This is a genomic window from Bacillus cereus group sp. N21, from assembly GCF_016483395.1.
Lineage (GTDB): Bacteria > Bacillota > Bacilli > Bacillales > Bacillaceae_G > Bacillus_A > Bacillus_A pseudomycoides.
The window spans coordinates 1-23,620 of sequence record NZ_JAEHBX010000007.1 but is presented as its reverse complement, the minus strand read 5'-3'; the positions used below and the strand labels follow the sequence as shown (position 1 = coordinate 23,620).

Below are 23,620 nucleotides of genomic sequence, written 5' to 3'. Positions count from 1 at the left end.
AAAAGAAAGAGGTAATAAATGGAGTTTGGGGATTTTCACGCTTATTATTTAATAATTTTTTTGATGAATAGAGATTATTGTTTGAAAAAGATTTTTTGGAAGTTCTTACATATATATAAATCATAAATAACGTGCCGAAATTAGCCCATTTTCATTCACCACCTGCACATTTTGTTCATACAATATCTTGACTAAATAAACACCCAACTTACACATATACAGCTCTGGCTTAAGCAAGGAGGGTTATACCAGTTGAAGGAAAAAGCATATCAATCTAAACCGTTACTCACAAAGAGAGAGAGAGAAGTCTTTGAATTATTGGTTCAAGATAAAACGACGAAAGAAATTGCAAGTGAACTATTTATTAGTGAAAAAACTGTACGCAACCACATATCAAATGCAATGCAAAAGCTAGGGGTTAAAGGACGTTCGCAAGCGGTTGTTGAGCTTCTTCGTATGGGGGAACTCGAATTATAATAGGTGAAGCCGACTTTTTATAAAAGGTCGGCTATTTTTCTGTCTTGCAAATTGCGAAGAAAAGGAGCAAAATAAAAAAGTCCTGGTCTATACAGGTACATATTTGGAAATCTATTAACAGGTATATTTTGGATCTGTAAAGATCTAAAGTATGTAAGATATAATGATATGCAAAAAAATAAGATGATGAATGAGAAAACGGGTGATTATGTTGAATAGAGCAATTGGTGTCATTGATTCGGGAGTAGGGGGATTAACGGTAGCGAAAGAGTTAATTCGTCAGCTGCCAAAAGAGCGTATTATATATTTAGGAGATACAGCACGTTGTCCTTATGGCCCGCGTTCTCGCGAGGAAGTGCGTCAATTCACATGGGAAATGACAGAGTATTTATTAGCACTTGATATTAAAATGCTAGTTATTGCTTGTAATACTGCAACTGCGGTCGTACTTGAAGAGATGCAAAAACAATTAAAAATTCCAGTAGTGGGTGTGATTCATCCTGGTTCGCGTACAGCTTTAAAAGTGACGAATACGTACCATGTTGGTATTATTGGAACAATTGGAACGGTGAAAAGTGGTGCGTATGAAGATGCGTTAAAGTCCATTAATAACCGCGTTATGGTAGAAAGCTTAGCGTGTCCGCCATTTGTTGAACTTGTTGAAAGTGGAAACTTTGAGAGTGAGATGGCGTATGAGGTTGTTAGAGAAACGTTGCAACCACTGAAAAATACTGAAATTGATACGCTGATTTTAGGATGTACACATTATCCGATTCTAGGCCCAGTTATTAAGCGGGTAATGGGAGATAAGGTGCAGTTAATTAGTTCTGGAGATGAAACAGCTCGTGAAGTAAGTACGATACTATATCATAGTAAAATGTTAAATGAAGGGGAAGAACAAAGCGACCATCTTTTCTTAACCACAGGAAAAATAGATTTATTCAAAGAAATTGCTTCTAAATGGTTTGGACAGCCGATTGAAAATGTAAAACATATTAATTTGTAAACAAGTTAATAATAGATTTGTATAAAAAACTTCTGAGAAATCAGGAGTTTTTTTGTTTAGTAAATTGTAAGATAAGTTGTTATTGCTTGTTCTAAAATGATAAAGAGCTCGTATACATATAGTACAAACTTAGATTTTAGGGGGAAATGGTATGCCTAAATCCACTTTTAAATGGCTTGTTTGTGTTACAGTAAGCGCAGTTTTATTATCAGGATGCGGTTTGTTAAATCAGGAGAAAGAAACGGAACAAATTGATCCACCAAAAAAAGTTACGTATACAGATGGTGAGAAGAAAGAGACTGCTACAAAAGAAAAACAAGGGCAAACGAAGAAATATGATTTATACCTCGTTGATAAAAATGGTTATGTTGTACCGCAAACATTTGATTTACCTGCGCCCAAAGGGAATGCAGTTGTGAAGCAAACATTGGAATATCTTGTGAAGGATGGTCCTGTAACAAATATGTTGCCAAATGGATTTCAAGCGGTTCTTCCAGCGAATACAACGCTGTCAGTTGATGTGAAAAAAGATGGGACAGCAGTTGTTGATTTCTCAAAGGAAATAAAAAATTATAAAAAAGAAGAAGAGCGTCAAATCGTGGAATCTGTAGCATGGACATTGACGCAATTTAAAGAAATTAAGCAAGTCAAATTTCAGATGAACGGTAAAAATTTAGAAACGATGCCGGTTGCTGGTACACCGATTGGTGAAGGGGTTAGCCGTGCGGATGGAATTAACTTTGATGATGAGCAAGTGGCGGATGTAACGAATACGAAGCCGGTTACACTTTATTTCCTAGCGCGAAATAATAAAAAACAGTACTATGTGCCAGTAACACGCCGCGTGGCAGAAGGAAAGGAACATGAAGTAGCAACGGTTGTGAATGAGCTTGTTAAAGGACCGTCGGGTTCAGCTTTACTTAATGATTTTAATCCAGATGTAAAGCTCGTTAGTGAACCGAAAGTGCAAGATGGAAAGGTTACATTGAATTTCAATGAAAATATATATGTGAACAAAGGAAAAAGTATGATTTCAAATTATGTACTGCAATCACTCGTTCTATCTTTAACGGAAAAACAAGGTGTGAAAAATGTTTCTGTTGAAGTAAATGGAAAAGCAAATCTTGTTAACGAGAAGGGTGAGAAATTAACAAAACCTGTTGATCGTCCGCAAAACGTGAATACAGGTAGTTTTTAATCGTAAATAATTTGATATACTTATGTAGGAAAGGGGAATTTCTTTTTGAGTTCCCCTTCTTCTGTTGATATACATAATCATAAATTTAAAACGGGCTATACTAACAAGTAGCAGTTACTAGGTAGGGGGTTATTTTATGCGAGTAGATGGTAGACAAGCGGCAGAACTACGCAATATACATCTTCATACAAATTATTTAAAACATCCAGAAGGGTCTGTACTAATTGAAGTTGGAGATACAAAGGTTATTTGTTCGGCAACGATTGAAGAACGTGTGCCACCATTTATGAGAGGCGAAGGAAAAGGGTGGGTAACAGCTGAATACGCCATGATTCCACGCGCAACAGAACAACGTACAATTCGTGAGTCCAGTAAAGGGAAAGTAACTGGTCGCACAATGGAAATTCAACGTTTAATTGGACGAGCATTACGTGCGGTTGTTGATTTGGAAGCACTTGGGGAAAGAACGGTTTGGATTGATTGTGATGTAATCCAGGCAGATGGAGGAACACGAACAGCGTCTATTACGGGTGCTTATGTCGCGATGGTGTTAGCATTTGAAAAGTTATTACAAGCAGAAAAAGTATCTAAAATTCCAGTAAAAGATTATTTAGCTGCAACATCCGTTGGAATTGTTGAAGACCAAGGTGTAGTTTTAGATTTAAACTATGCAGAAGATTCTCAAGCTGATGTTGATATGAACGTTATTATGACGGGGAAAGGCCATTTTGTTGAAGTGCAAGGAACTGGAGAAGAAGCAACATTTAGCCGTGCAGAGTTAAATGAATTACTTGATGCAGCTGAAAATGGGATTTTACAACTCATTGAAAAACAAAAAGAAGCATTAGGTGACATCGTATCTCATATAGAGTAGAGGTGGGAAATATGAAACATGTTGTTGTAGCAACGAAAAATATGGGGAAAGTACGTGAATTTGCCGAGCTATTTGAGAGATTTGACTTAGAAGTAAAATCTCTTCATGACTTCCCTAATATTGAAGAAGTCGAGGAAACTGGTGAAACATTTGAAGAAAATGCACTTTTGAAAGCGGACAGTTTATGTAAACAGTTAAATTCAATTGTTATTGCGGATGATTCAGGGCTAATTGTTGATGCGTTGAATGGAAATCCTGGTGTGCGCTCTGCTCGCTATGCTGGTGAGCAAAAAGATGATCAGGCAAATATCGATAAAGTTTTAACAGGATTAGATGGCGTTTCGATGGAAAAGCGTACAGCGCGTTTTTATTGTGCGTTAGCGGTTGCTTTTCCAGAAGAAAATAAAGAGTCGGTTATTGTAAATGGAACGTGCGAAGGGAAAATTCTAGAGCAATGTCGTGGTGAAAATGGCTTCGGATATGATCCAATCTTTTATGTAGAAGAATACAAACGAGCGATGGCAGAGTTAACTTCAGATGAGAAAAATGAAATCAGTCACCGCGGGCGTGCTCTTCGTAAGTTGGAAGAAAAAATTCCAGCGTGGTTTTTAGAAGAAGAATAAGGGAGAGAGACCGATGAGAGCTTTAATTGTAAGCGATAGTCACGGTTCTACGAAAGAATTACAGCAATTAAAAGATACATATGAGGGAAATGTAGATGTTATGATTCATTGCGGTGATTCAGAACTAACGCCAGATCATCCAGATTTACGAGGGTTCCAAGTAGTAAAAGGGAATTGCGATCTTTATAATGGTTTTGAAGAAGAAATCATTACTGATGTAGATGAAATGCGCTTTTTTGCTACACACGGTCATCGATACAATATTAAAATGACTTTGCAAACACTTTTATATCGTGCAAAAGAAGTGGGAGCGAATATTGTATGTTTTGGACATTCTCATATGTTGGGAGCGGAATTTATTGATGGTATTTTATTCATCAATCCAGGAAGCATTTTACTGCCACGTTCCCGTAAAGAAAAAACATTTACTTTGTTAGAAGTAAATGAAAAGGACATTGAAATTCGATTTGAAACATTAGCTGGAAAAGTTGTCGCACATAAAACTTTTCAAAGAGGATAAGAAAAATTATCCTCTTTGAAAAAAGGTGTTGACTTTATCTGCGTGTGCAAATATAATAAAGCTTGTCGATAAGATATCAGACGGAAATGAAAACAAAATATGCGGGTGTAGTTTAGTGGTAAAACAAGAGCCTTCCAAGCTCTGGTCGAGAGTTCGATTCTCTTCACCCGCTCCATGTCCCAGTAGCTCAGCAGGATAGAGCAACGGCCTTCTAAGCCGTCGGTCGGGAGTTCGAATCTCTCCTGGGACGCTAAAAAAACCTTGTTATCTTTTGATGACAAGGTTTTTTGTTTATTCAAAAATTAATCGTTAATAAATTTTTCAAAAACAAACCCATAATCTTTCACGTTATATTGCTTCTTCGTATCCACAAGCCAATTAAACGCAATTTGATTCATTTCTTTAAATTGCTCTGCTAAATTAACTTGTGCATTCGTAATACGACTAAATGTGTTAGAAGCCATATCTAAACTTTTATGAGCATATTGTAATGTAATATCATTTTCGTATGAAATTTCCTCAATTTTGAGAAGAGCTTTATATAAGTCTTTTAATTCCTCGATATGTTTTTTATGAACGTCAATTGAGTAATATTCATCTCCCATATGGAATTTAATTTCTACATCTAAATCGATTGTACCAGCAGTTTCTAACGCTACATTTTTAATTTGATGTTTGCTGTAGCTGAAGCGGCGTAATGTACGTTTTTTACTTGCTGCACTCGTACCATCTAAGTGAATTAACCCTTTGTTTGTAAAACAATATTCATCTGATTTTGATTTAATTAGAAAATAAATTTTTTCTCCATCTTCATGCATCACATAATCATCAGCATCCACTTTATCATAATCTTTCGGTGTGATTACAGAACCTACATCGCTTAGCCCGAGAACATCAGCAGCTACTTTTTTGAACATATGGATCATCCCCTTTAATTTCTGGATTTTGAATTACATAAAAATATTTTAACATTTTTCAACAAGGGAATTAGGCTGTATTTAAAAATTTATAAGAAGGTGAAGGAGAGAAATATCTCGAATGTGATGTAATAAATAATTACAAAAGTGTTTCGTAAATCAATTAGTTTAAGAATAAATCCACCAAATAAGTACTAAGAAAAGAATGTTAATTTTGCAGACGATTATAGAGAACTCCCGTAAAACCACTTTCAAGTATGTTAGGTGGTTTTTTTCTTTTGAAATCTTACAATTCTGTAAGGTAAGTGTAAGAAAGTTCGATGGTAACAAAATGCCAGTTCTTTATAATTAAGGTAACGAAGATGACACGAGGAGGAAGAAAAACATGAAAGGATTAGTCGTAACGGCTTTAACAGTAGCTTTCGGGTTTGTTGCATATGAGAAATTAACAGATGTAATTGAGGTTGTAAAACATTTAGTAGCATAGAGAGAATTGTTATGAGAGGGAAAGGATAAATGAATGGAATGGTTACTCGGAATTATAGGTGTTTGTAGTGTTATATTATTGTCATTTGTCCCTAGCGGAATACTGAGTCCTACTACAAGTTTATTTTTTATGTGTTTACTTGCCTGCATTATGCTTATTATTATGTTTTTGATGAAACGAAGTAAGCCAATCTTCTTTTTTAGCATGGTTGTTGTTACAATTATTGTTCTCCAAATGATTACTCTTTTCGTATATCCTACAATTATAAAAGCTGCCCATTAATGAGGAAATCCTCTGCGTTATTTGCTGAGGGTTTTTTATATGTATAAAGAGGATTTTCTGATATGATTTTTTCGTTTTAATTATAAAAGTCGAATATTTTCATATTTCAAATAAATGTATTTGGAATGTTGTTTTCTTAACAGCCATTTGTTATATTTACTTTGAAGATATTTAAAATCTAAAAAAAGAGGCGGACGTATGGATAAAAAAGAAAATACGGTCGTATTGTTTCCGCAGTTGTCAGAGCGTTATATTGATCAAGGGTTTATGGCGCTGCGGGAGCGGAAGTTCGAAGATGCATTGCGCTGTTTTGAAATATTACGCCAGTATAATGGAGAAACAGAGCAAACAGAATTAGCTTCAGTTATTTGTTTATTAGAATTAAAGCGAATGGAAGAATCAAAAGACCGATGTGAGAAGTTGCTTGAAACAGGAACAGTCTTGTTTGGGGATATTCTTGAAACATACGTGACTATTTTAGTTCAAACAAATGATTATGTAGGTGTAATTGAGACTGTTGAAGAGGTTTTGCAGAAGAAAGAATTGACTGTAGAGCAAAGAGAAAAGTTAGCGCAGCTTGCCCAATTTGCGGAGAATATGCTAAATGGTGAGGAAACGACGCTAGTAGAATCAGATTTTGATCTGGAAGAATTTTCGAAAAAACTATTTGTAGAAAATTTTGGGCAGCAGCTACAGGTAATTCATGCTCTTTTAATTAAAAACCTCGAAAAAGCTTTGCCAGCTTTACGGAAATTTCTCGTTGATAGCACGCGACATCCATATTTAAAAACTTCTATTATATACAAAATGGTAGAGAAGCGTATGAAAGAAGAAATAGAAGTAGAAAAATTTGGCGAAAGAATAATGATTATTCCAGCTCATTTGGATCATAATGATGAGTACTCGAAGAAAGTTATACATATATTATCTAATCGTTTAGAAAGTGATAATCCAAATATGTTTGAGGCGATTATTACATATTGGAGAGAAATGCAAGCTAGTATTTTCCCGTTCCCATTACTAATAGATAAAGTAGAAGTATGGGCAGCGGTTTTAGAGCGAATCGGGAGAAAGCGTTTCGGATTGATCATCGATGAAGAGGAACTTATGGCGGCGTATAATATTACCGTTGAAGAGTTTCATATTGCCTATCAATGGTTTTTACGCGTGGAGAGAGAAGGGCATTTACCTGTATAATTATGAAAAAGAATCGTTCAGTTATTGAAACGAGAATATTCTATGTTATAATGTAAGGGTTGCAAAAGGCTGAATTATGCCTGCTTGTAAGAGGAGAGAAGTATAATTCTCTTACTTAATATGTTTCATATTATTCTCGAACAAAATATACCGTGTTTGTCTTATAGACAAATAATAGATTGAGAATCGCGTGTCTTAAGGCTTATTGCTAGAAGATTAGAAAGCTTAAATAAATTGGCTTTCATGCTTTTGTTGTTTCTAAAAAAGAAATAATGAAAATCTCAATCTGTAGAGGTATGTGCATACATTATTATAGTTGGAGGGAAAGAATAAATGGCTGCAAAATGGGAAAAATTAGAAGGTAACGTTGGCGTTTTAACAATCGAAGTTGATGCTAAAGAAGTAAACAACTCTATCGACGCTGCGTTCAAAAAAGTAGTAAAAACAATTAACGTACCTGGTTTCCGTAAAGGAAAAATGCCTCGTCCGTTATTCGAACAACGCTTTGGTATTGAATCTTTATACCAAGATGCTTTAGATATTATCTTACCAAAAGCATACGGTGAAGCAATCGATGAAACTGGTATCTTCCCAGTTGCTCATCCTGAAATCGACATCGAGAAGTTCGAGAAAAATGAAAACTTAATCTTCACTGCAAAAGTTACTGTAAAACCTGAAGTTAAATTAGGTGAATACAAAGGACTAGCAGTAGAAAAAGTTGAAACAACTGTAACTGACGAAGATGTAGAGAACGAATTACAATCTTTACAAGAGCGTCAAGCTGAACTAGTTGTTAAAGAAGAAGGTACTGCTGAAAACGGCGATACAGCTGTAATCGACTTTGAAGGTTTCGTTGATGGCGAAGCATTCGAAGGCGGAAAAGGCGAGAACTACTCTCTAGCAATCGGTTCTGGTACATTCATCCCAGGTTTTGAAGAGCAATTAATTGGTCTAAAAGCTGGCGAGTCAAAAGACGTTGAAGTATCATTCCCAGAAGAGTACCATGCAGAAGAACTTGCTGGTAAACCAGCAACATTTAAAGTAACAGTTCATGAAATTAAAGCAAAAGAACTTCCAGCTTTAGATGACGAGTTCGCTAAAGATGCAGACGAAGAAGTTGCAACTCTTGAAGAGTTAAAAGCAAAACTTCGTACAAACTTAGAAGAAGGCAAAAAGCACGAAGCTGAGCACAAAGTTCGTGACGAAGTAGTAGAAAAAGCTGCTGATAACGCTGAAATCGAAATTCCAGAAGCTATGATCGAAACTGAGTTAGATCGTATGATTCGTGAATTCGAACAACGCTTAAGCCAACAAGGTATGAACCTTGAGCTTTACTACCAATTCACAGGTACTGACGCTGACAAGCTAAAAGAACAAATGAAAGAAGATGCACAAAAACGTGTAAGAATCAACCTTGTTCTTGAAGCGATCATTGAAGCTGAAAACATTGAAGTTACTGAAGAAGAAGTAACTGCAGAAGTTGAAAAAATGGCTGCAATGTACAATATGCCAGTTGACGCTATCACACAAGCTCTTGGAAGCTTAGATGCTTTATCTGAAGACATTAAAGTTCGTAAAGCTGTAGACTTCTTAGTAGACAACAGCAAAGCTGCATAATAAAATAACAAGGCGCGATTTTGGATCGTGCCTTGTTTTATAAATATAGATATAAATATATTTATAAAACTTTTCGATGAAGAAGGAAATGATCCTTCTAAAGTCGAATATACATATTTCAAAAGTTTTAAAAATTTTTTATTTGTACATAACTAGTCATATTATTTGTATTTCTCGCCACGTAGTGACATAATATGTATTTACATACGATACATTTATCGTGTACATACGAAGGCAAGATATTAGCACTTTGTAAGGGGTGTGAAAATATGTTTAAATTTAATGATGAAAAAGGGCAATTAAAATGTTCTTTCTGTGGTAAAACACAAACGCAAGTCCGAAAGCTTGTTGCTGGTCCTGGTGTTTACATTTGTGATGAGTGCATTGAGCTTTGTACAGAGATTGTGCAAGAGGAGCTTGCGAAGGACGAAGAAGTAGAATTCAAAGATGTACCGAAACCGGTAGAAATTCGTGAAATCTTAGATGAGTATGTAATCGGACAAGATAATGCGAAGAAAGCATTAGCGGTAGCGGTATATAATCATTACAAACGCATCAATTCTAACAGCAAAATTGATGATGTAGAATTGGCGAAAAGTAATATCGCACTTATCGGGCCAACAGGTAGTGGTAAAACATTATTGGCACAAACATTAGCGCGTATTTTAAATGTTCCATTTGCAATCGCGGACGCAACATCTTTAACAGAAGCTGGATATGTAGGGGAAGATGTAGAAAACATCTTACTAAAACTTATTCAAGCAGCTGATTACGATGTAGAGAAAGCTGAAAAAGGAATCATTTATATTGATGAGATTGATAAAGTGGCGCGTAAGTCAGAAAATCCATCAATTACACGTGATGTATCTGGTGAGGGTGTACAGCAGGCCCTTCTGAAAATTTTAGAGGGTACTGTAGCAAGCGTTCCGCCTCAAGGTGGTCGTAAACATCCGCATCAAGAGTTTATTCAAATTGATACAACGAACATCTTATTCATTTGTGGTGGTGCGTTTGATGGCATTGAGCCAATTATTAAACGTCGCCTTGGTGAAAAAGTAATTGGATTTGGTTCAGAGAAGAAAAATGCTGATGTAAATGAAAAGCATGTTTTATCTCACGTATTACCAGAAGACCTTTTACGATTTGGTTTAATTCCAGAGTTTATTGGTCGTCTTCCAGTTATTGCGAACCTAGAACCACTTGATGAAGGTGCTCTTGTTGATATTTTAACAAAACCGAAAAATGCGCTTGTAAAACAGTTCCAAAAATTATTGGAGCTTGACGATGTTGAGTTGGAATTTGAAGAAGGAGCACTGATTGAAATTGCGAAAAAAGCAATTGAACGTAAAACAGGTGCTCGTGGACTTCGCTCTATTATTGAAGGCTTAATGCTAGATGTAATGTTCGAGCTTCCATCTCGTAAAGATATCGAGAAGTGTATTCTTTCAAAAGAAACAGTAGCGGACAATGCACCGCCAAAATTGGTGTTACAAGACGGTACTGTACTTGATACAAAAACATCTGCATAGTGTAAAAATGAAACAGCAATTTTTATAATTGCTGTTTCTTATTATGTTTAGCACTATTCCTCCCAGGAAATACTAAATGGTAAAACATAGCGGGAGGAAATGAATTATGAGCTGGACAAACATATTCTTACTTGTTCAACTTGTTTTTGGTGTAATTGTCGGATTGTATTTTTGGCATTTGCTCCGAAACCAGCGAACACAAAAAGTTTCAATTGATCGAGAATCGAAAAAAGAATTAGAACAACTTCGCAAAATGCACGAGATTTCTTTGACAGAACCACTTGCCGAGAAGGTACGTCCTACATCTTTTTTAGATATTGTTGGCCAAGAGGACGGAATTAGATCATTAAAGGCAGCACTGTGTGGACCGAACCCGCAGCATGTCATTATATATGGACCTCCTGGGGTAGGGAAAACAGCGGCAGCACGTCTTGTGTTAGAAGAAGCGAAGAAAAATCAAAAATCACCATTTCGTATGAATGCAACATTTATTGAACTAGATGCAACAACTGCCCGCTTTGATGAGCGTGGCATTGCTGATCCTTTAATTGGCTCGGTACATGATCCGATTTATCAAGGTGCAGGTGCGATGGGGCAAGCAGGAATTCCACAACCGAAAAAAGGTGCCGTAACGGATGCACATGGTGGCATTTTATTTATTGATGAAATTGGTGAATTGCATCCAATCCAGATGAATAAAATGTTAAAAGTATTAGAAGATCGCAAAGTATTTTTGGAAAGTGCATACTACAGTGAAGAAAATTCAATGATTCCAACATACATACATGATATTTTTCAAAAAGGCTTACCAGCAGATTTCCGCTTAGTCGGAGCGACAACTCGTTCTCCAGATGAAATTCCTCCTGCTATTCGTTCTCGTTGTTTAGAAGTTTTCTTCCGTGAACTTGATACAGAAGAAATTCAAAAAGTAGCGAAGAATGCAGCTGAAAAAGTGAAAATGGAAATTGGAAAACAAGGTGTTGAAATGATCGGCATGTATGCAAGAAATGGAAGAGAAGCCATTAATCTTGTGCAAATTTCTGCAGGAATGGCGATTAATGAGGGACGTTCTTTTATTAAAGATGAGGATATTGAATGGGTTGTACATTCTAGTCAGCTTACTCCAAAATATGAAAAGCGTATTTATCCAATTCCGAAGATCGGTCTTGTAAACGGTCTTGCAGTATATGGGCCGAATACAGGGGCGCTATTAGAAATTGAAGTAATGGCAATTCCAGCTGCGGAAAAAGGTACGATAAATGTTACAGGAATTGTGGAAGAAGAGAGTATTGGTAGTCAAACAAAATCGATTCGCCGTAAAAGTATGGCAAAAGGATCCGTTGATAATGTATTAACCGTGCTCCGCTCCCTAGACTTGTTACCAGAAGGATATGATATACATATTAATTTCCCAGGTGGTATTCCAATTGATGGTCCTTCAGCAGGCATTGCAATGGCAACAGGTGTATATTCAGCGCTTCACCAAGTGTATGTGAATAACGAAATAGCGATGACCGGAGAAATAAGTATTCATGGAGAAGTAAAACCAGTAGGCGGCGTATATGCAAAAGTAAAAGCAGCAAAAAAGGCAGGAGCGAAAAAGGTTATTATTCCTGCTGAAAACATGCAGCCATTTTTATATACGATAAAGGGTATCGAGATTATTCCTGTTCGAAAATTAAAAGAAGTTTTTGCGTTAACATTCGTCCAGGAAAAATTGCATCGTGAAATTGATGTGCATCGCGAGCTAGATGAAGGCGATGTACAATCGATGTAAATTAAATCGGGTTCTAAGAAATGATTTCCTTTTAGGTAAATGGGAAATAGAGCATGTAATATTTGCCAGACTTCGTTTAAGTTTGTATGCTTAAGCGAGGTCCCTTTTTCTTTTATCCCGCTATTCGTGGGCAATAAGCCCCTACTTCAAAGCTCAGAGAGAAGAGGGGGAAATAGGTAGGGCAACTTACCTGTAAAAGCCCGATTGGTGATGGTTAACTAAGGCCCCTACGGCTGGAAGTTTCACTTTATAGAGAAAGAAAAAGTAGGAGATTTGCAATTGCAAGGAATCTCTGCAATTGCATCCAAGTGTATTGTAATATAAAATAGTTGAACAGGAGTTTAATTTATTATGGAGGTGCTATGTCTAGTATGAATACGAACGAAAGAATTGTGCCCCTCCTACCATTAAGAGGCGTTCTCGTATATCCAACGATGGTTCTGCATCTTGATGTAGGACGTGATAAATCAATACAAGCACTAGAGCAGGCAGCAATGGATGAAAATATCATCTTTTTAGCGATGCAAAAAGAAATGAATATCGATGATCCAAAAGAAGATGACATATATAGTGTGGGTACAGTAGCGAAAGTAAAGCAGATATTAAAACTGCCGAACGGTACGCTTCGTGTCCTTGTAGAAGGTTTACATAGAGCAGAAATTGTAGAATTTATTGAAGAAGAAAATGTAATACAGGTTTCTATTCAAACAGTAACAGAGGAAGAGGAAGGCGATTTAGAAGAAAAGGCTCTAATGCGCACGTTACTTGAACATTTCGAGCAATATATTAAAGTTTCGAAAAAAGTATCGAATGAAACGTTTGCGACAGTAGTAGATGTTGAAGAACCTGGCCGCCTAGCTGATTTAATTTCTTCTCATCTACCAATTAAAACAAAACAAAAGCAAGAAATTTTGGAGATTAGATCAGCGAAAGAAAGATTACATACGCTCATTTCCATTATTCAAGATGAACAGGAACTACTTAGTTTAGAAAAGAAAATTGGACAAAAGGTGAAACGTTCGATGGAACGTACGCAAAAAGAATATTTCTTGCGTGAACAAATGAAGGCGATTCAAACAGAACTTGGTGATAAAGAAGGTAAAGGCGGCGAAGTAGAGGAACTTCGCGAAAAAATCGAAGAGGCTGGAATGCCAGAAGAAACGAAGAAAGCTGCCCTAAAAGAATTAGATCGTTATGAAAAGTTGCCAGTAAGTTCTGCAGAGAGTGGTGTCATTCGCAATTATCTGGATTGGTTATTAGCACTTCCGTGGACAGAAGCGACAGAGGATATGATCGATTTAGCACATTCTGAAACAATTTTAAATAGAGATCATTATGGTCTTGAGAAAGTGAAAGAACGTGTACTGGAATATTTAGCTGTACAAAAGCTAACAAATTCTTTAAAAGGACCAATTCTTTGTCTAGTAGGCCCTCCGGGTGTTGGGAAAACATCTTTAGCTCGTTCGATTGCCACATCGTTAAATCGTAATTTTGTCCGTGTTTCCCTTGGTGGTGTTCGTGATGAATCTGAAATTCGTGGTCACCGTCGTACATATGTGGGAGCAATGCCAGGGCGTATTATTCAAGGGATGAAGAAGGCAAAAACAATCAACCCAGTCTTTTTATTAGATGAGATTGATAAGATGTCCAATGATTTCCGCGGCGATCCGTCTGCTGCATTATTAGAAGTATTAGACCCGGAGCAAAACCATAATTTTAGCGATCATTATATTGAAGAGCCGTACGACCTATCAAAAGTAATGTTTGTTGCAACTGCAAATACGCTTGCGAGCATTCCAGGTCCACTCCTTGATCGTATGGAAATTATTTCGATTGCTGGTTATACAGAGATTGAAAAGGTACATATTGCTCGTGAACATTTATTGCCGAAGCAATTAAAAGAACATGGCTTACGAAAAGGGAATTTACAAATTCGTGATGAAGCCCTGCTTGAAATTATTCGCTACTATACGCGCGAGGCTGGTGTTCGAACGTTAGAACGTCAAATTGCAAAGATTTGTCGTAAAGCAGCAAAGATTATTGTAACAGAAGAGCGTAAACGTATTATTGTAACGGAAAAAAATATTACAGACCTGCTTGGTAAACATATATTCCGTTATGGGCAAGCTGAAACGAAAGATCAAGTTGGAATGGCAACTGGTTTAGCGTATACAGCTGCTGGCGGTGATACACTCGCAATTGAAGTATCTGTATCACCAGGAAAAGGAAAATTAATTTTAACAGGGAAACTTGGGGATGTTATGAAAGAATCCGCACAAGCTGCATTTAGTTATATTCGCTCTCGTGCAGAAGAACTTCATATCGATTCAAATTTCCATGAAAAGAATGACATCCATATTCATGTTCCAGAAGGAGCAGTGCCAAAGGATGGTCCATCAGCTGGTATTACGATGGCAACGGCGCTTATTTCCGCATTGACAGGTGTACCTGTCAGTAAAGAAGTAGGGATGACAGGTGAAATTACCCTTCGTGGTCGTGTATTACCAATCGGTGGTTTAAAAGAAAAAACATTAAGTGCTCATCGCGCAGGCTTAACAAAAATTATTTTGCCAGCCGAAAATGAAAAGGATTTAGATGATATTCCAGAAAGCGTAAAAGAAAACCTTACGTTTGTGCTTGTGTCTCATTTAGACGAAGTATTGGAGCACGCATTAGTAGGAGTGAAACAATGAAAGTAACAAAAGCAGATATTGTCATTAGTGCTGTTAAACCAGAACAATATCCAGATGGTGACTTACCAGAAATTGCATTAGCAGGTCGTTCTAATGTTGGGAAGTCTTCCTTTATTAATAAAATTTTAAATCGTAAAAAGTTAGTGCGTATTTCTTCTAAACCAGGAAAAACGCAGACACTCAACTTTTTCTTAATTAATGAAATGATGCATTTTGTCGATGTTCCAGGTTATGGATATGCGAAAGTATCGAAAACAGAGCGAGCGGCATGGGGTAGAATGATTGAAACCTATTTTACAACGCGTGAGCAATTAGATGCGGCTGTATTAGTAGTTGATCTACGTCACCCGCCGACAAACGATGATGTTATGATGTATGATTTCTTAAAGCATTATGAAATTCCAACAATCATCATTGCAACAAAAGCCGATAAAATTCCGAAAGGGAAATGGCAAAAGCATTTGAAGGTTGTGAAAGAAACGCTTGATATTGAACAAGGTGATGAAGTTGTTCTATTTTCATCGGAAACAGGGCTTGGAAAAGAAGAAGCGTGGAAAGCCATTCATAAGTTTACAAAAACAAAAAACGTGTGACGATTCGTCGCACGTTTTTTTGTTTACTTATAGTACGTTTAATGTAACCTCAATATTTCCTCTAGTCGCTTTTGAATATGGACATACGCCATGTGCAGCTTCTACAAGCTCTCGTGCTTCAGCATGAGAAACGCCAGCTACACGTACATCAAGTACAGCAGATAATCCAAAACCACCGTCCGTATCTTTCCCAATTGAAATATGAGCTGTCACTTCTGTACTTTCTACTTTTACACGTTTTGTACGAATAACAAGTTGTAATGCACTATCAAAGCATGCTGCATAACCAGCTGCAAATAATTGTTCTGGGTTCGTTGCTTCGCCGCCCATACCGCCTAATGCTTTTGGCATCTTCACATCAAGGTTTAGAATGCCGTCTTCTGAAACAACTTTCCCGTTTCTTCCACCTGTTGCAGTTACAGTTGCTGTGTATAATTTTTCCATCCTCATTCCCCTTTTCTATCATTTATTGGTTTCATGGTTTCAATTAATTTATTTAATTGAACTAATAATGATCGGTATTCTTGCTCTGTAATTCCTAAATTGGTAGCAATGGTTTTTGGCAATGAACATGCTTTTTCTTTTAAAGCGTGTCCTTGTTCTGTTAGTTCAATGCACACCTTGCGTTCATCTTCCTTAGAACGAACACGTTTAACTAATCCTAATGTTTCCATGCGTTTTAACATAGGGGTTAAAGTGCCGGAATCTAAAAATAGACGTTCACCAATTTCTTTTACAGTTAATCCATCTTGCTCCCAAAGTACTAATAATGTAATGTACTGTGGATACGTAATACCCATTTCTTCTAAATAAGGTCGATAAAAGCGTGTTACTTCCCTAGAGCAAGCATAAATAGAAAAGCAAAGCTGATTATCGAGATGCAAAGGATTATCTTTCATGAGCATCCCTCCTTTTTAATTGTGCACAATTAAATTTTGTAAAATAAATATAACGAAAAAGAAATGAGATGTCAAATACATTGCAACGAAAAAATTTTGAGTAATGTGTCACATGAAAGAAGTTGTTACATTTTGGAACAATCATACATATTTTTCTGTATGATGAAAGAAGATAGAGAAAGAGAGTATTTCAATTCGTATGGAATAGTTTCCATCACTTGATTCTGATAGATTTTTTTGGTAACGTACAAATAGAGTTATTATTTTATAATGATTATAAAGTAAGGTATATATACATTTTGATTTTCTAACATATAAGTCGCTGTTATGAAGAACAAAAGGTGACATGTACTCGTTTTCTCTCTTTGTTTTAACTTGGCATGGGGCAGGGAGAGGATCTGACCGCTTCTATGCGTGGCTGGATGCTCTCTCCCACCTAAAGATTAGGTTTTATGTCGTTTTTTCAATTTGCATTTATATAGTCAGATGAGTAATGTATTTCCTGCTAGGTGTGAAAAGCAGAAAAAATAATTTGTTGATGTTCACACGATTGTCAGATTCATAACAGGAAAGTTGTATTATGATAGTAGATAAGGTGATAAAACGGTTGAAGGGGGACATGCTGCGTGCATATTCTTGTTGTTGGTGTAAATTATCGAACAGCCCCTGTAGAATTTCGTGAGAAACTAACATTTCAGGCAGCGGAGTTAGAGCAGGCAATGACAACGTTACAAAATCAAAAGAGCGTGTTAGAAAATGTCATTGTATCAACGTGTAACCGCACAGAAATCTATGCTGTCGTCGATCAATTACACACGGGACGATATTACATTAAGAAATTTTTAGCTGATTGGTTTCAGCTTGGTATAGAAGAGGTTTCACCATATTTGTCTATTTTTGAACAAGATGGTGCCGTGGAACATTTATTCCGTGTAACGTGCGGATTAGATTCTATGGTAGTGGGTGAAACACAAATCTTAGGACAAATTCGAAATAGCTTCTTAGAGGCGCAAAAAGTGAAAGCAACAGGGACAATTTTTAATGAATTGTTCAAACAAGTCATTACGTTAGCAAAGCGTGCGCATTCAGAAACAACAATTGGTGAAAGTGCCATGTCTGTTAGCTATGCTGCTGTTGAACTTGGAAAGAAAATTTTCGGCGATTTAACAGACTGTCATGTTTTGATTCTTGGCGCTGGAAAGATGGGTGAACTTGCCCTGCAAAACTTATATGGAAGCGGAGCTCGTAAAGTGACCGTTATGAACCGTACGTTTACGAAAGCGGAAACAATGGCCGAGAAATATATGGGGCATGCAAAACCGTTAAGTGAATTGCAGTGTGCGCTTTTAGAAGCGGATATTTTAATTAGTTCAACTGGTGCTTCAGATTACGTGATTACGAAAGAAATGATGACAAGAGTGGAGCGTATACGCTGTGGTCGTCCATTATTTATGGTAGATATTGCAGTGCCGCGTGATATTGATCCGACAATCGATGAGCTAGAAGGTTCTTTCTTGTACGATATTGATGATTTACAAGGTGTAGTAGAAGCCAATCGTGCTGAACGTTTGAAAGAGGCGGAAAAAATTCAGCTTATGATCGAAGAGGAAATCGTTATATTTAAAGCTTGGTTAAATACGCTTGGCGTTGTTCCTTTAATATCAGCTTTACGTGATAAAGCATTAGCGATTCAAAGTGATACGATGCAAAGTCTTGCACGAAAAATTCCAACGCTTAGTGATCGTGAAAGAAAAGTGATTAGTAAGCATACGAAAAGTATTATCAATCAACTGCTAAAGGATCCAATTTTAGTAGCGAAAGAGTTAGCGGCCGAAGAGGGAGCTACGGAAAAGCTCGCTTTATTTGCGAAAATTTTTGATTTAGAAGTGCAAGAAGCGGCCATGGAACATATTGAAGAACCAGAGCATAAACGAGTGTGGACAGCATCCGTTCCATCTTTATAACTGGAAGGATGATCGGATGGGTTTTTTAAATAATAGTATTATTTATCATATCGCAATTATTTTATATGCATGTAGCATTAGTTTATATTTTATAGATTATTTCCAAAGTAACCGAAAGGCGAATCGAATTGCTTTTTGGTTACTTGCGATTGTATGGGTATTACAGTCTATTTTTATGTTACTTCGAGCTACGGAATCAGAGACGAATCCGATTTTGACATTATTGTCAGGGATTTATTTTTATGTGTGGCTATTAATTACAATGTCACTCGTAATCAATCGATTTATGCGCATTGACTTTTTAGTCTTTTTTACAAATGTCATTGCTTTTGGCGTAAGCGCTTTTTCTATTTTCACTCCGCTCGGAAAAATGTCGCCTGTACTCGCACATCAATTAGTTTCAGAGCTTGTATACGTGCATGTAGGAATGGCGATTATTTCCTATGCGGCGTTTACAGTATCGTTTATTTTTTCCATTATGTACTTGTTGCAATATCGATTATTAAAACAAAAAAAATGGAATGCAAGATTAAGAAGGTTAGGAAACTTACCGAAGCTTGAGTCGATGTCATATGGATTAAATTTATTTTCTGTTCCGTTTTTCCTATTAGCTATTTTGCTTGGATGTATATGGGGATATACAAAACTAGATAATTTCCATTGGTATGACACGAAAGTAATCGGGTCTTTTGTTGTTTTGTTTGTCTATTGCATGGGTCTATATTTACGAGGGTCAGATATATTGCAAGGTAAGAAAATTATAAACTGGAACATTGGAGCCTTTCTCGTTATGTTAATCAATATTTTTCTATTAAGCAGTTTATCCAACTTCCACTTTTGGTATTTATAATGAGGAGAGAACATTATGCGCAAAATTATTGTAGGTTCAAGAAAGAGTAAGCTAGCATTAACACAAACAAATTGGTTTATTGATCAATTAAAAGCGCTTGGTTTACCATATGAATTTGAAGTGAAAGAAATTGTTACAAAAGGTGATGTTATTTTAGATGTGACGCTTTCTAAAGTAGGTGGGAAAGGCTTGTTTGTAAAAGAAATTGAACACGCACTACTTATGAAAGAAATCGATATGGCTGTACATAGTATGAAGGATATGCCAGCTGTACTTCCAGATGGATTAACAATTGGGTGTATACCAAAGCGTGTCGATCCGCGTGATGCGTTCATCTCAAAAAACGGGGAATCATTTGAGGACTTAGCAGAAGGTGCAATTCTTGGTACGAGTAGTTTACGACGTAGTGCGCAGTTACTCGCTGCTAGACCAGATTTACAAGTGAAGTGGATTCGTGGAAATATTGATACGAGATTACGTAAATTAAAAGAAGAAGATTATGATGCAATCATTTTAGCAACGGCTGGATTGCAGAGAATGGGCTGGGATGATGATGTAATTACAGAACACTTAGATGAAACATTATGTGTACCAGCTGTAGGACAAGGTGCCTTAGCGATTGAATGTCGTGAGGATGATGCAGATCTATTGCAATTATTATCACATATGAATGATGCTGTAACAGAACGAACAGTAGCGGCTGAACGAGTATTCCTTCATAAACTTGAAGGTGGTTGCCAAGTACCGATCGCTGGTTATGCAACGCTTCAGAAGAATGATGAAATTGAATTAACAGCTCTTGTCGGTTCTATGGATGGTTCAGTCTTGTTAAAAGAAATTGTCACAGGTGTGAATCCAGAGCAAGTTGGCTTAGAGGCAGCGGATCGTTTAATTAAGCAAGGAGCAAAAGAGCTCATTCTTGCTGCGAATAAGGAGCAACATTAATCATGGATGCTCTTGCTGGCAAAACAGTACTGATTACGCGTGCCCAGCATCAAGCAAAACAAATGAGTGTAGCGGTGAAAAAACAGGGCGGAATTCCATTGGAAATTCCGCTTTTGCATATAGAAGGTGTATCTCAGCAGGAATTTCAAGGTATATCTCAGCAGCTTCACACATATGACTGGGTTATTTTTACGAGTAAAAATGGTGTGAGTTTTTTTTTAGATGGTTTGTGTCAGGAAATACCCCCTACTGTTCGCATTGCTGCAGTAGGGGTGAAAACAGGGCAAGAATTAGAAAAGCGGGGTTATGAGGTTCATTTTGTCCCAAAGACTTTTGTCGCGGAAGCTTTCGTTTTAGAATTTGTAAGAGAGTTAAACGGGACAGAACGCATTTTATTTCCAAAAGGGAATTTAGCTAGAGATATTATTCCAAATAAACTCCGCGATCTTGATGTGTTTTTAGAAGAATTTGTTGTGTATGAAACGAAAACAAATTATGAGAAGCAGCCAGACCTTATCGCAGCTCTAGAGTTAGGTAAGGTAGATGTTGTTACATTTACGAGTCCCTCTACTGTTACAAGCTTTGTGAAATTACTTGAGGGCACAAACTGGAGAGAATGGACAAAAAAATGTACAATTGCTTGTATAGGACCGATAACAGAGCAAGAGGCAAGGCGTTATTTTGCTGGTGTAATCGTTCCAAAAGAATATACAGTAGAAGCATTAATACAGTGCATTTCAAAATATAATCAAAATGCATAGTCTAAATAAAAAGAATGGGAGATAGAAATCTATGAATTCTTTACAATTTAATCGTCATCGTCGTTTAAGACAAAGCAAAAATATGCGTGTGCTTGTACGTGAAACATTTTTACATACAGAAGATTTTATTTATCCTATTTTTGTATTAGAAGGAGAGAATGTTCGTAACGAAGTTCCTTCTATGCCGGATGTATATCAAATTTCTTTAGATCTTCTGCAAGCTGAAATGCATGAAGTGGTAGATTTAGGTATTCGTTCTGTTATCGTATTTGGTTTGCCTGCTGAAAAAGATGAAGTTGGATCTTCTGCATTTTGTGAACACGGCATTGTACAACGTGCGATCAAACAAATTAAAGAGCAGTTTCCAGAGTTAGTAGTAGTGGCGGATACATGTTTATGCCAATATACAAGCCATGGGCATTGCGGGGTTATTGAGGATGGAATCATTTTAAATGATGAATCACTTGAAGTTCTTGCAAAAACAGCAGTGAGCCAAGCAAAAGCAGGAGCAGATATTATCGCACCATCTAACATGATGGATGGATTTGTAACGGCGATTCGCCATGCGTTAGATGAGAACGGTTTTGCACACGTACCGGTTATGTCATACGCTGTGAAATACTCGTCTGCATTTTACGGTCCATTCCGCGATGCTGCGCACGGTGCACCGCAATTTGGTGATCGTAAAACGTATCAAATGGATCCAGCAAACCGTATGGAAGCATTCCGTGAGGCTGAATCAGATGTAATGGAAGGAGCGGATTTCTTAATTGTAAAACCGGCCCTTTCTTACTTAGATATCATTCGCGATGTGAAAAACAATTTCAATTTACCAATCGTGGCTTATAATGTGAGCGGAGAATACTCAATGATTAAAGCGGCAGCGCAAAATGGTTGGATTAATGAAAAAGAGATTGTACTTGAGAAACTATTGAGCATGAAACGTGCAGGAGCAGATTTAATTATTACGTATCATGCGAAAGACGCAGCACGATGGTTACAAGAAGGAGGAATACAATAATGAAAAAGTTTGATAAATCGATTGAAGCGTTTGAAACAGCGCAAGATTTAATGCCTGGCGGCGTAAATAGCCCAGTTCGTGCATTTAAGTCCGTTGGTATGAATCCGCTTTTTATGGAGCGCGGAAAAGGCTCTAAAGTGTATGATATTGACGGGAACGAATATATCGACTACGTATTATCATGGGGACCGCTTATTCACGGACATGCAAATGAACGTGTTGTGGAATCATTAAAAGCTGTTGCTGAAAAAGGAACGAGCTTTGGTGCGCCAACAGAGATTGAAAATAAATTAGCGCAGCTTGTAATTGAGCGTGTGCCATCGATTGAAATTGTACGTATGGTAAATTCAGGAACAGAAGCGACGATGAGTGCCCTTCGTCTAGCACGCGGTTATACAGGTCGTAATAAAATTTTGAAATTTATTGGTTGTTACCATGGTCATGGTGATTCGCTATTAATTAAAGCAGGTTCAGGTGTTGCGACGCTTGGTTTACCAGATAGCCCAGGTGTACCTGAAGGTGTAGCGAAAAATACGATTACAGTAGCGTATAACGATTTGGAGAGTGTAAAATATGCGTTCGAGCAATTCGGTGACGATATTGCTTGTGTTATCGTAGAGCCAGTGGCAGGAAATATGGGAGTAGTTCCACCACAACAAGGATTTTTAGAAGGACTTCGTGAAGTGACAGAGCAAAATGGTGCATTGCTTATTTTTGATGAAGTGATGACAGGATTCCGCGTTGCTTACAACTGTGGACAAGGTTATTACGGTGTAACACCTGATTTAACTTGTTTAGGAAAAGTAATCGGTGGCGGCCTACCAGTAGGAGCATACGGTGGTAAAGCGGAAATTATGCGTCAAGTTGCACCGAGCGGACCGATTTACCAAGCAGGTACATTATCTGGTAATCCTTTAGCAATGACTGCAGGTTATGAAACATTAGTACAATTAACGCCAGAGTGTTATCAAGAGTTTGAGCGTAAAGCTGAAATGTTAGAAAATGGCCTGCGTAAAGCGGCTGAAAAACACGGTATTCCGCATCATATAAACCGCGCAGGTTCAATGATAGGTATATTCTTCACGAATGAACCAGTTATTAACTACGATGCAGCAAAAACGTCTAACTTAGAGTTCTTCGCAGCTTACTATCGTGAAATGGTAGAGCAAGGTGTATTCTTACCACCTTCTCAATTTGAAGGATTATTCTTATCAACAGCACATAGTGATGCAGATATTGAAGCGACAATTGCAGCGGCAGAAATTGCGATGTCGAAATTAAAAGCGTAAATAAAAAGGTTGCCGGGATCGTCCGAGGCCACTGAAAAACTTTCGTTTTTCATCTCATAAAACACGTGTAAAACAAAAAAGGCGACTTTTCGTTCAGTTTT

22 protein-coding genes and 2 tRNA genes are annotated in these 23,620 nt (G+C 37.2%); 21 read left to right on the top strand and 3 right to left on the bottom strand.

Annotated elements, in window-relative coordinates:
* The first annotated feature begins 252 nt into the window (after positions 1 to 252).
* From gerE to JDS96_RS05880, 8 genes are all read left to right on the top strand, one after another.
* Positions 253 to 477 carry a spore germination transcription factor GerE gene (gene gerE, locus JDS96_RS05915; protein ID WP_000659494.1) on the top strand — a complete coding sequence of 75 codons (225 nt, stop codon included), beginning with the start codon at positions 253 to 255 and terminating at the stop codon, positions 475 to 477.
* A gap of 190 nt (positions 478 to 667) precedes the next feature.
* A complete protein-coding gene (gene racE, locus JDS96_RS05910) occupies positions 668 to 1,483 on the top strand; it encodes a glutamate racemase (protein ID WP_003208646.1) in 816 nt (271 codons plus the stop codon).
* Between the two features lie 151 nt (positions 1,484 to 1,634).
* Positions 1,635 to 2,681 carry a GerMN domain-containing protein gene (locus tag JDS96_RS05905; RefSeq protein ID WP_003200757.1) on the top strand — a complete coding sequence of 349 codons (1,047 nt, stop codon included), beginning with the start codon at positions 1,635 to 1,637 and terminating at the stop codon, positions 2,679 to 2,681.
* A 136-nt stretch (positions 2,682 to 2,817) separates the two neighbouring features.
* A complete protein-coding gene (rph, locus tag JDS96_RS05900; protein ID WP_003200759.1) occupies positions 2,818 to 3,555 on the top strand; it encodes a ribonuclease PH in 738 nt (245 codons plus the stop codon).
* An 11-nt stretch (positions 3,556 to 3,566) separates the two neighbouring features.
* On the top strand, positions 3,567 to 4,178 hold the full coding sequence (locus JDS96_RS05895; protein WP_199666366.1) for an XTP/dITP diphosphatase: 612 nt from the start codon (positions 3,567 to 3,569) through the stop codon (positions 4,176 to 4,178).
* A gap of 13 nt (positions 4,179 to 4,191) precedes the next feature.
* Positions 4,192 to 4,698 carry a metallophosphoesterase gene (locus tag JDS96_RS05890; protein ID WP_003200763.1) on the top strand — a complete coding sequence of 169 codons (507 nt, stop codon included), beginning with the start codon at positions 4,192 to 4,194 and terminating at the stop codon, positions 4,696 to 4,698.
* A 101-nt stretch (positions 4,699 to 4,799) separates the two neighbouring features.
* A tRNA-Gly gene (locus tag JDS96_RS05885) sits at positions 4,800 to 4,873 on the top strand.
* A gap of 1 nt (position 4,874) precedes the next feature.
* A tRNA-Arg gene (locus tag JDS96_RS05880) sits at positions 4,875 to 4,948 on the top strand.
* A gap of 52 nt (positions 4,949 to 5,000) precedes the next feature.
* Here JDS96_RS05880 and JDS96_RS05875 read toward each other — a convergent pair.
* Positions 5,001 to 5,615: a PH domain-containing protein gene (locus JDS96_RS05875; RefSeq protein ID WP_003200781.1), complete on the bottom strand. Its 615-nt coding sequence runs from the start codon at positions 5,613 to 5,615 to the stop codon at positions 5,001 to 5,003.
* Between the two features lie 520 nt (positions 5,616 to 6,135).
* Between JDS96_RS05875 and JDS96_RS05870 the strand changes: the two genes are divergently transcribed.
* From JDS96_RS05870 to ysxC, 7 genes are all read left to right on the top strand, one after another.
* The gene (locus JDS96_RS05870; RefSeq protein ID WP_018764400.1) at positions 6,136 to 6,384 is read left to right on the top strand and encodes a hypothetical protein; all 249 of its coding nucleotides are present in this window, start codon (positions 6,136 to 6,138) and stop codon (positions 6,382 to 6,384) included.
* A gap of 198 nt (positions 6,385 to 6,582) precedes the next feature.
* Positions 6,583 to 7,581, top strand: coding sequence for a hypothetical protein (locus tag JDS96_RS05865; protein WP_097795381.1), 999 nt, complete (start codon positions 6,583 to 6,585; stop codon positions 7,579 to 7,581).
* A gap of 333 nt (positions 7,582 to 7,914) precedes the next feature.
* Positions 7,915 to 9,198: a trigger factor gene (tig, locus tag JDS96_RS05860; protein ID WP_003200787.1), complete on the top strand. Its 1,284-nt coding sequence runs from the start codon at positions 7,915 to 7,917 to the stop codon at positions 9,196 to 9,198.
* A 269-nt stretch (positions 9,199 to 9,467) separates the two neighbouring features.
* On the top strand, positions 9,468 to 10,727 hold the full coding sequence (clpX, locus tag JDS96_RS05855) for an ATP-dependent protease ATP-binding subunit ClpX (protein ID WP_018764399.1): 1,260 nt from the start codon (positions 9,468 to 9,470) through the stop codon (positions 10,725 to 10,727).
* Positions 10,728 to 10,833: 106 nt separating this feature from the next.
* On the top strand, positions 10,834 to 12,504 hold the full coding sequence (lonB, locus tag JDS96_RS05850) for an ATP-dependent protease LonB (protein WP_199666365.1): 1,671 nt from the start codon (positions 10,834 to 10,836) through the stop codon (positions 12,502 to 12,504).
* Between the two features lie 362 nt (positions 12,505 to 12,866).
* Positions 12,867 to 15,197 carry an endopeptidase La gene (lon, locus tag JDS96_RS05845; protein WP_199666364.1) on the top strand — a complete coding sequence of 777 codons (2,331 nt, stop codon included), beginning with the start codon at positions 12,867 to 12,869 and terminating at the stop codon, positions 15,195 to 15,197.
* Positions 15,194 to 15,790, top strand: a complete 597-nt coding sequence (gene ysxC, locus JDS96_RS05840) for a ribosome biogenesis GTP-binding protein YsxC (RefSeq protein ID WP_018764396.1) — start codon at positions 15,194 to 15,196, stop codon at positions 15,788 to 15,790. The genes lon and ysxC overlap by 4 nt, the downstream gene beginning before the upstream one ends.
* Positions 15,791 to 15,817: 27 nt before the next feature.
* Here the strand turns inward: ysxC and JDS96_RS05835 are convergent, their stop codons facing one another.
* Both JDS96_RS05835 and JDS96_RS05830 read right to left on the bottom strand, forming a co-directional pair.
* Entirely contained in the window at positions 15,818 to 16,234 is a 417-nt protein-coding gene (locus JDS96_RS05835) for an organic hydroperoxide resistance protein (RefSeq protein ID WP_003200800.1), read from the bottom strand.
* A 2-nt stretch (positions 16,235 to 16,236) separates the two neighbouring features.
* The gene (locus JDS96_RS05830) at positions 16,237 to 16,689 is read right to left on the bottom strand and encodes a MarR family winged helix-turn-helix transcriptional regulator (RefSeq protein WP_016116496.1); all 453 of its coding nucleotides are present in this window, start codon (positions 16,687 to 16,689) and stop codon (positions 16,237 to 16,239) included.
* A 626-nt stretch (positions 16,690 to 17,315) separates the two neighbouring features.
* Here JDS96_RS05830 and hemA point away from each other — a divergent pair.
* The 6 genes from hemA to hemL are packed head-to-tail and all read left to right on the top strand — an operon-like array spanning position 17,316 to position 23,519.
* Positions 17,316 to 18,653 (top strand): glutamyl-tRNA reductase, encoded by a 1,338-nt coding sequence (gene hemA, locus JDS96_RS05825; protein ID WP_199666363.1) that lies wholly within the window; start codon positions 17,316 to 17,318, stop codon positions 18,651 to 18,653.
* 16 nt (positions 18,654 to 18,669) lie between these two features.
* Positions 18,670 to 19,503: a cytochrome c biogenesis protein gene (locus JDS96_RS05820; RefSeq protein WP_003200806.1), complete on the top strand. Its 834-nt coding sequence runs from the start codon at positions 18,670 to 18,672 to the stop codon at positions 19,501 to 19,503.
* Between the two features lie 15 nt (positions 19,504 to 19,518).
* The gene (hemC, locus tag JDS96_RS05815; protein ID WP_003200809.1) at positions 19,519 to 20,448 is read left to right on the top strand and encodes a hydroxymethylbilane synthase; all 930 of its coding nucleotides are present in this window, start codon (positions 19,519 to 19,521) and stop codon (positions 20,446 to 20,448) included.
* A gap of 2 nt (positions 20,449 to 20,450) precedes the next feature.
* Positions 20,451 to 21,209: a uroporphyrinogen-III synthase gene (gene hemD / locus JDS96_RS05810; RefSeq protein ID WP_199666362.1), complete on the top strand. Its 759-nt coding sequence runs from the start codon at positions 20,451 to 20,453 to the stop codon at positions 21,207 to 21,209.
* Between the two features lie 31 nt (positions 21,210 to 21,240).
* Entirely contained in the window at positions 21,241 to 22,230 is a 990-nt protein-coding gene (gene hemB, locus JDS96_RS05805; RefSeq protein ID WP_199666361.1) for a porphobilinogen synthase, read from the top strand.
* Complete coding sequence (gene hemL, locus JDS96_RS05800) at positions 22,230 to 23,519, top strand: glutamate-1-semialdehyde 2,1-aminomutase (protein ID WP_003200815.1); 1,290 nt, start codon at positions 22,230 to 22,232, stop codon at positions 23,517 to 23,519. Before hemB ends, hemL begins: the two co-directional genes overlap by 1 nt.
* Positions 23,520 to 23,620: the final 101 nt, after the last annotated feature.

Coding starts and splice junctions, on each gene's coding strand:
- racE (WP_003208646.1), top strand. CDS start 668: ATGAGAAAACGGGTGATTATGTTGAATAGAGCAATTGGTGTCATTGAT.
- JDS96_RS05905 (WP_003200757.1), top strand. CDS start 1,635: ATGCCTAAATCCACTTTTAAATGGCTTGTTTGTGTTACAGTAAGCGCA.
- rph (WP_003200759.1), top strand. CDS start 2,818: ATGCGAGTAGATGGTAGACAAGCGGCAGAACTACGCAATATACATCTT.
- JDS96_RS05895 (WP_199666366.1), top strand. CDS start 3,567: ATGAAACATGTTGTTGTAGCAACGAAAAATATGGGGAAAGTACGTGAA.
- JDS96_RS05890 (WP_003200763.1), top strand. CDS start 4,192: ATGAGAGCTTTAATTGTAAGCGATAGTCACGGTTCTACGAAAGAATTA.
- JDS96_RS05875 (WP_003200781.1), bottom strand. CDS start 5,615: ATGTTCAAAAAAGTAGCTGCTGATGTTCTCGGGCTAAGCGATGTAGGT.
- JDS96_RS05870 (WP_018764400.1), top strand. CDS start 6,136: ATGGAATGGTTACTCGGAATTATAGGTGTTTGTAGTGTTATATTATTG.
- JDS96_RS05865 (WP_097795381.1), top strand. CDS start 6,583: ATGGATAAAAAAGAAAATACGGTCGTATTGTTTCCGCAGTTGTCAGAG.
- tig (WP_003200787.1), top strand. CDS start 7,915: ATGGCTGCAAAATGGGAAAAATTAGAAGGTAACGTTGGCGTTTTAACA.
- clpX (WP_018764399.1), top strand. CDS start 9,468: ATGTTTAAATTTAATGATGAAAAAGGGCAATTAAAATGTTCTTTCTGT.
- lonB (WP_199666365.1), top strand. CDS start 10,834: ATGAGCTGGACAAACATATTCTTACTTGTTCAACTTGTTTTTGGTGTA.
- lon (WP_199666364.1), top strand. CDS start 12,867: ATGTCTAGTATGAATACGAACGAAAGAATTGTGCCCCTCCTACCATTA.
- ysxC (WP_018764396.1), top strand. CDS start 15,194: ATGAAAGTAACAAAAGCAGATATTGTCATTAGTGCTGTTAAACCAGAA.
- JDS96_RS05835 (WP_003200800.1), bottom strand. CDS start 16,234: ATGGAAAAATTATACACAGCAACTGTAACTGCAACAGGTGGAAGAAAC.
- JDS96_RS05830 (WP_016116496.1), bottom strand. CDS start 16,689: ATGAAAGATAATCCTTTGCATCTCGATAATCAGCTTTGCTTTTCTATT.
- JDS96_RS05820 (WP_003200806.1), top strand. CDS start 18,670: ATGGGTTTTTTAAATAATAGTATTATTTATCATATCGCAATTATTTTA.
- hemC (WP_003200809.1), top strand. CDS start 19,519: ATGCGCAAAATTATTGTAGGTTCAAGAAAGAGTAAGCTAGCATTAACA.
- hemD (WP_199666362.1), top strand. CDS start 20,451: ATGGATGCTCTTGCTGGCAAAACAGTACTGATTACGCGTGCCCAGCAT.
- hemB (WP_199666361.1), top strand. CDS start 21,241: ATGAATTCTTTACAATTTAATCGTCATCGTCGTTTAAGACAAAGCAAA.
- hemL (WP_003200815.1), top strand. CDS start 22,230: ATGAAAAAGTTTGATAAATCGATTGAAGCGTTTGAAACAGCGCAAGAT.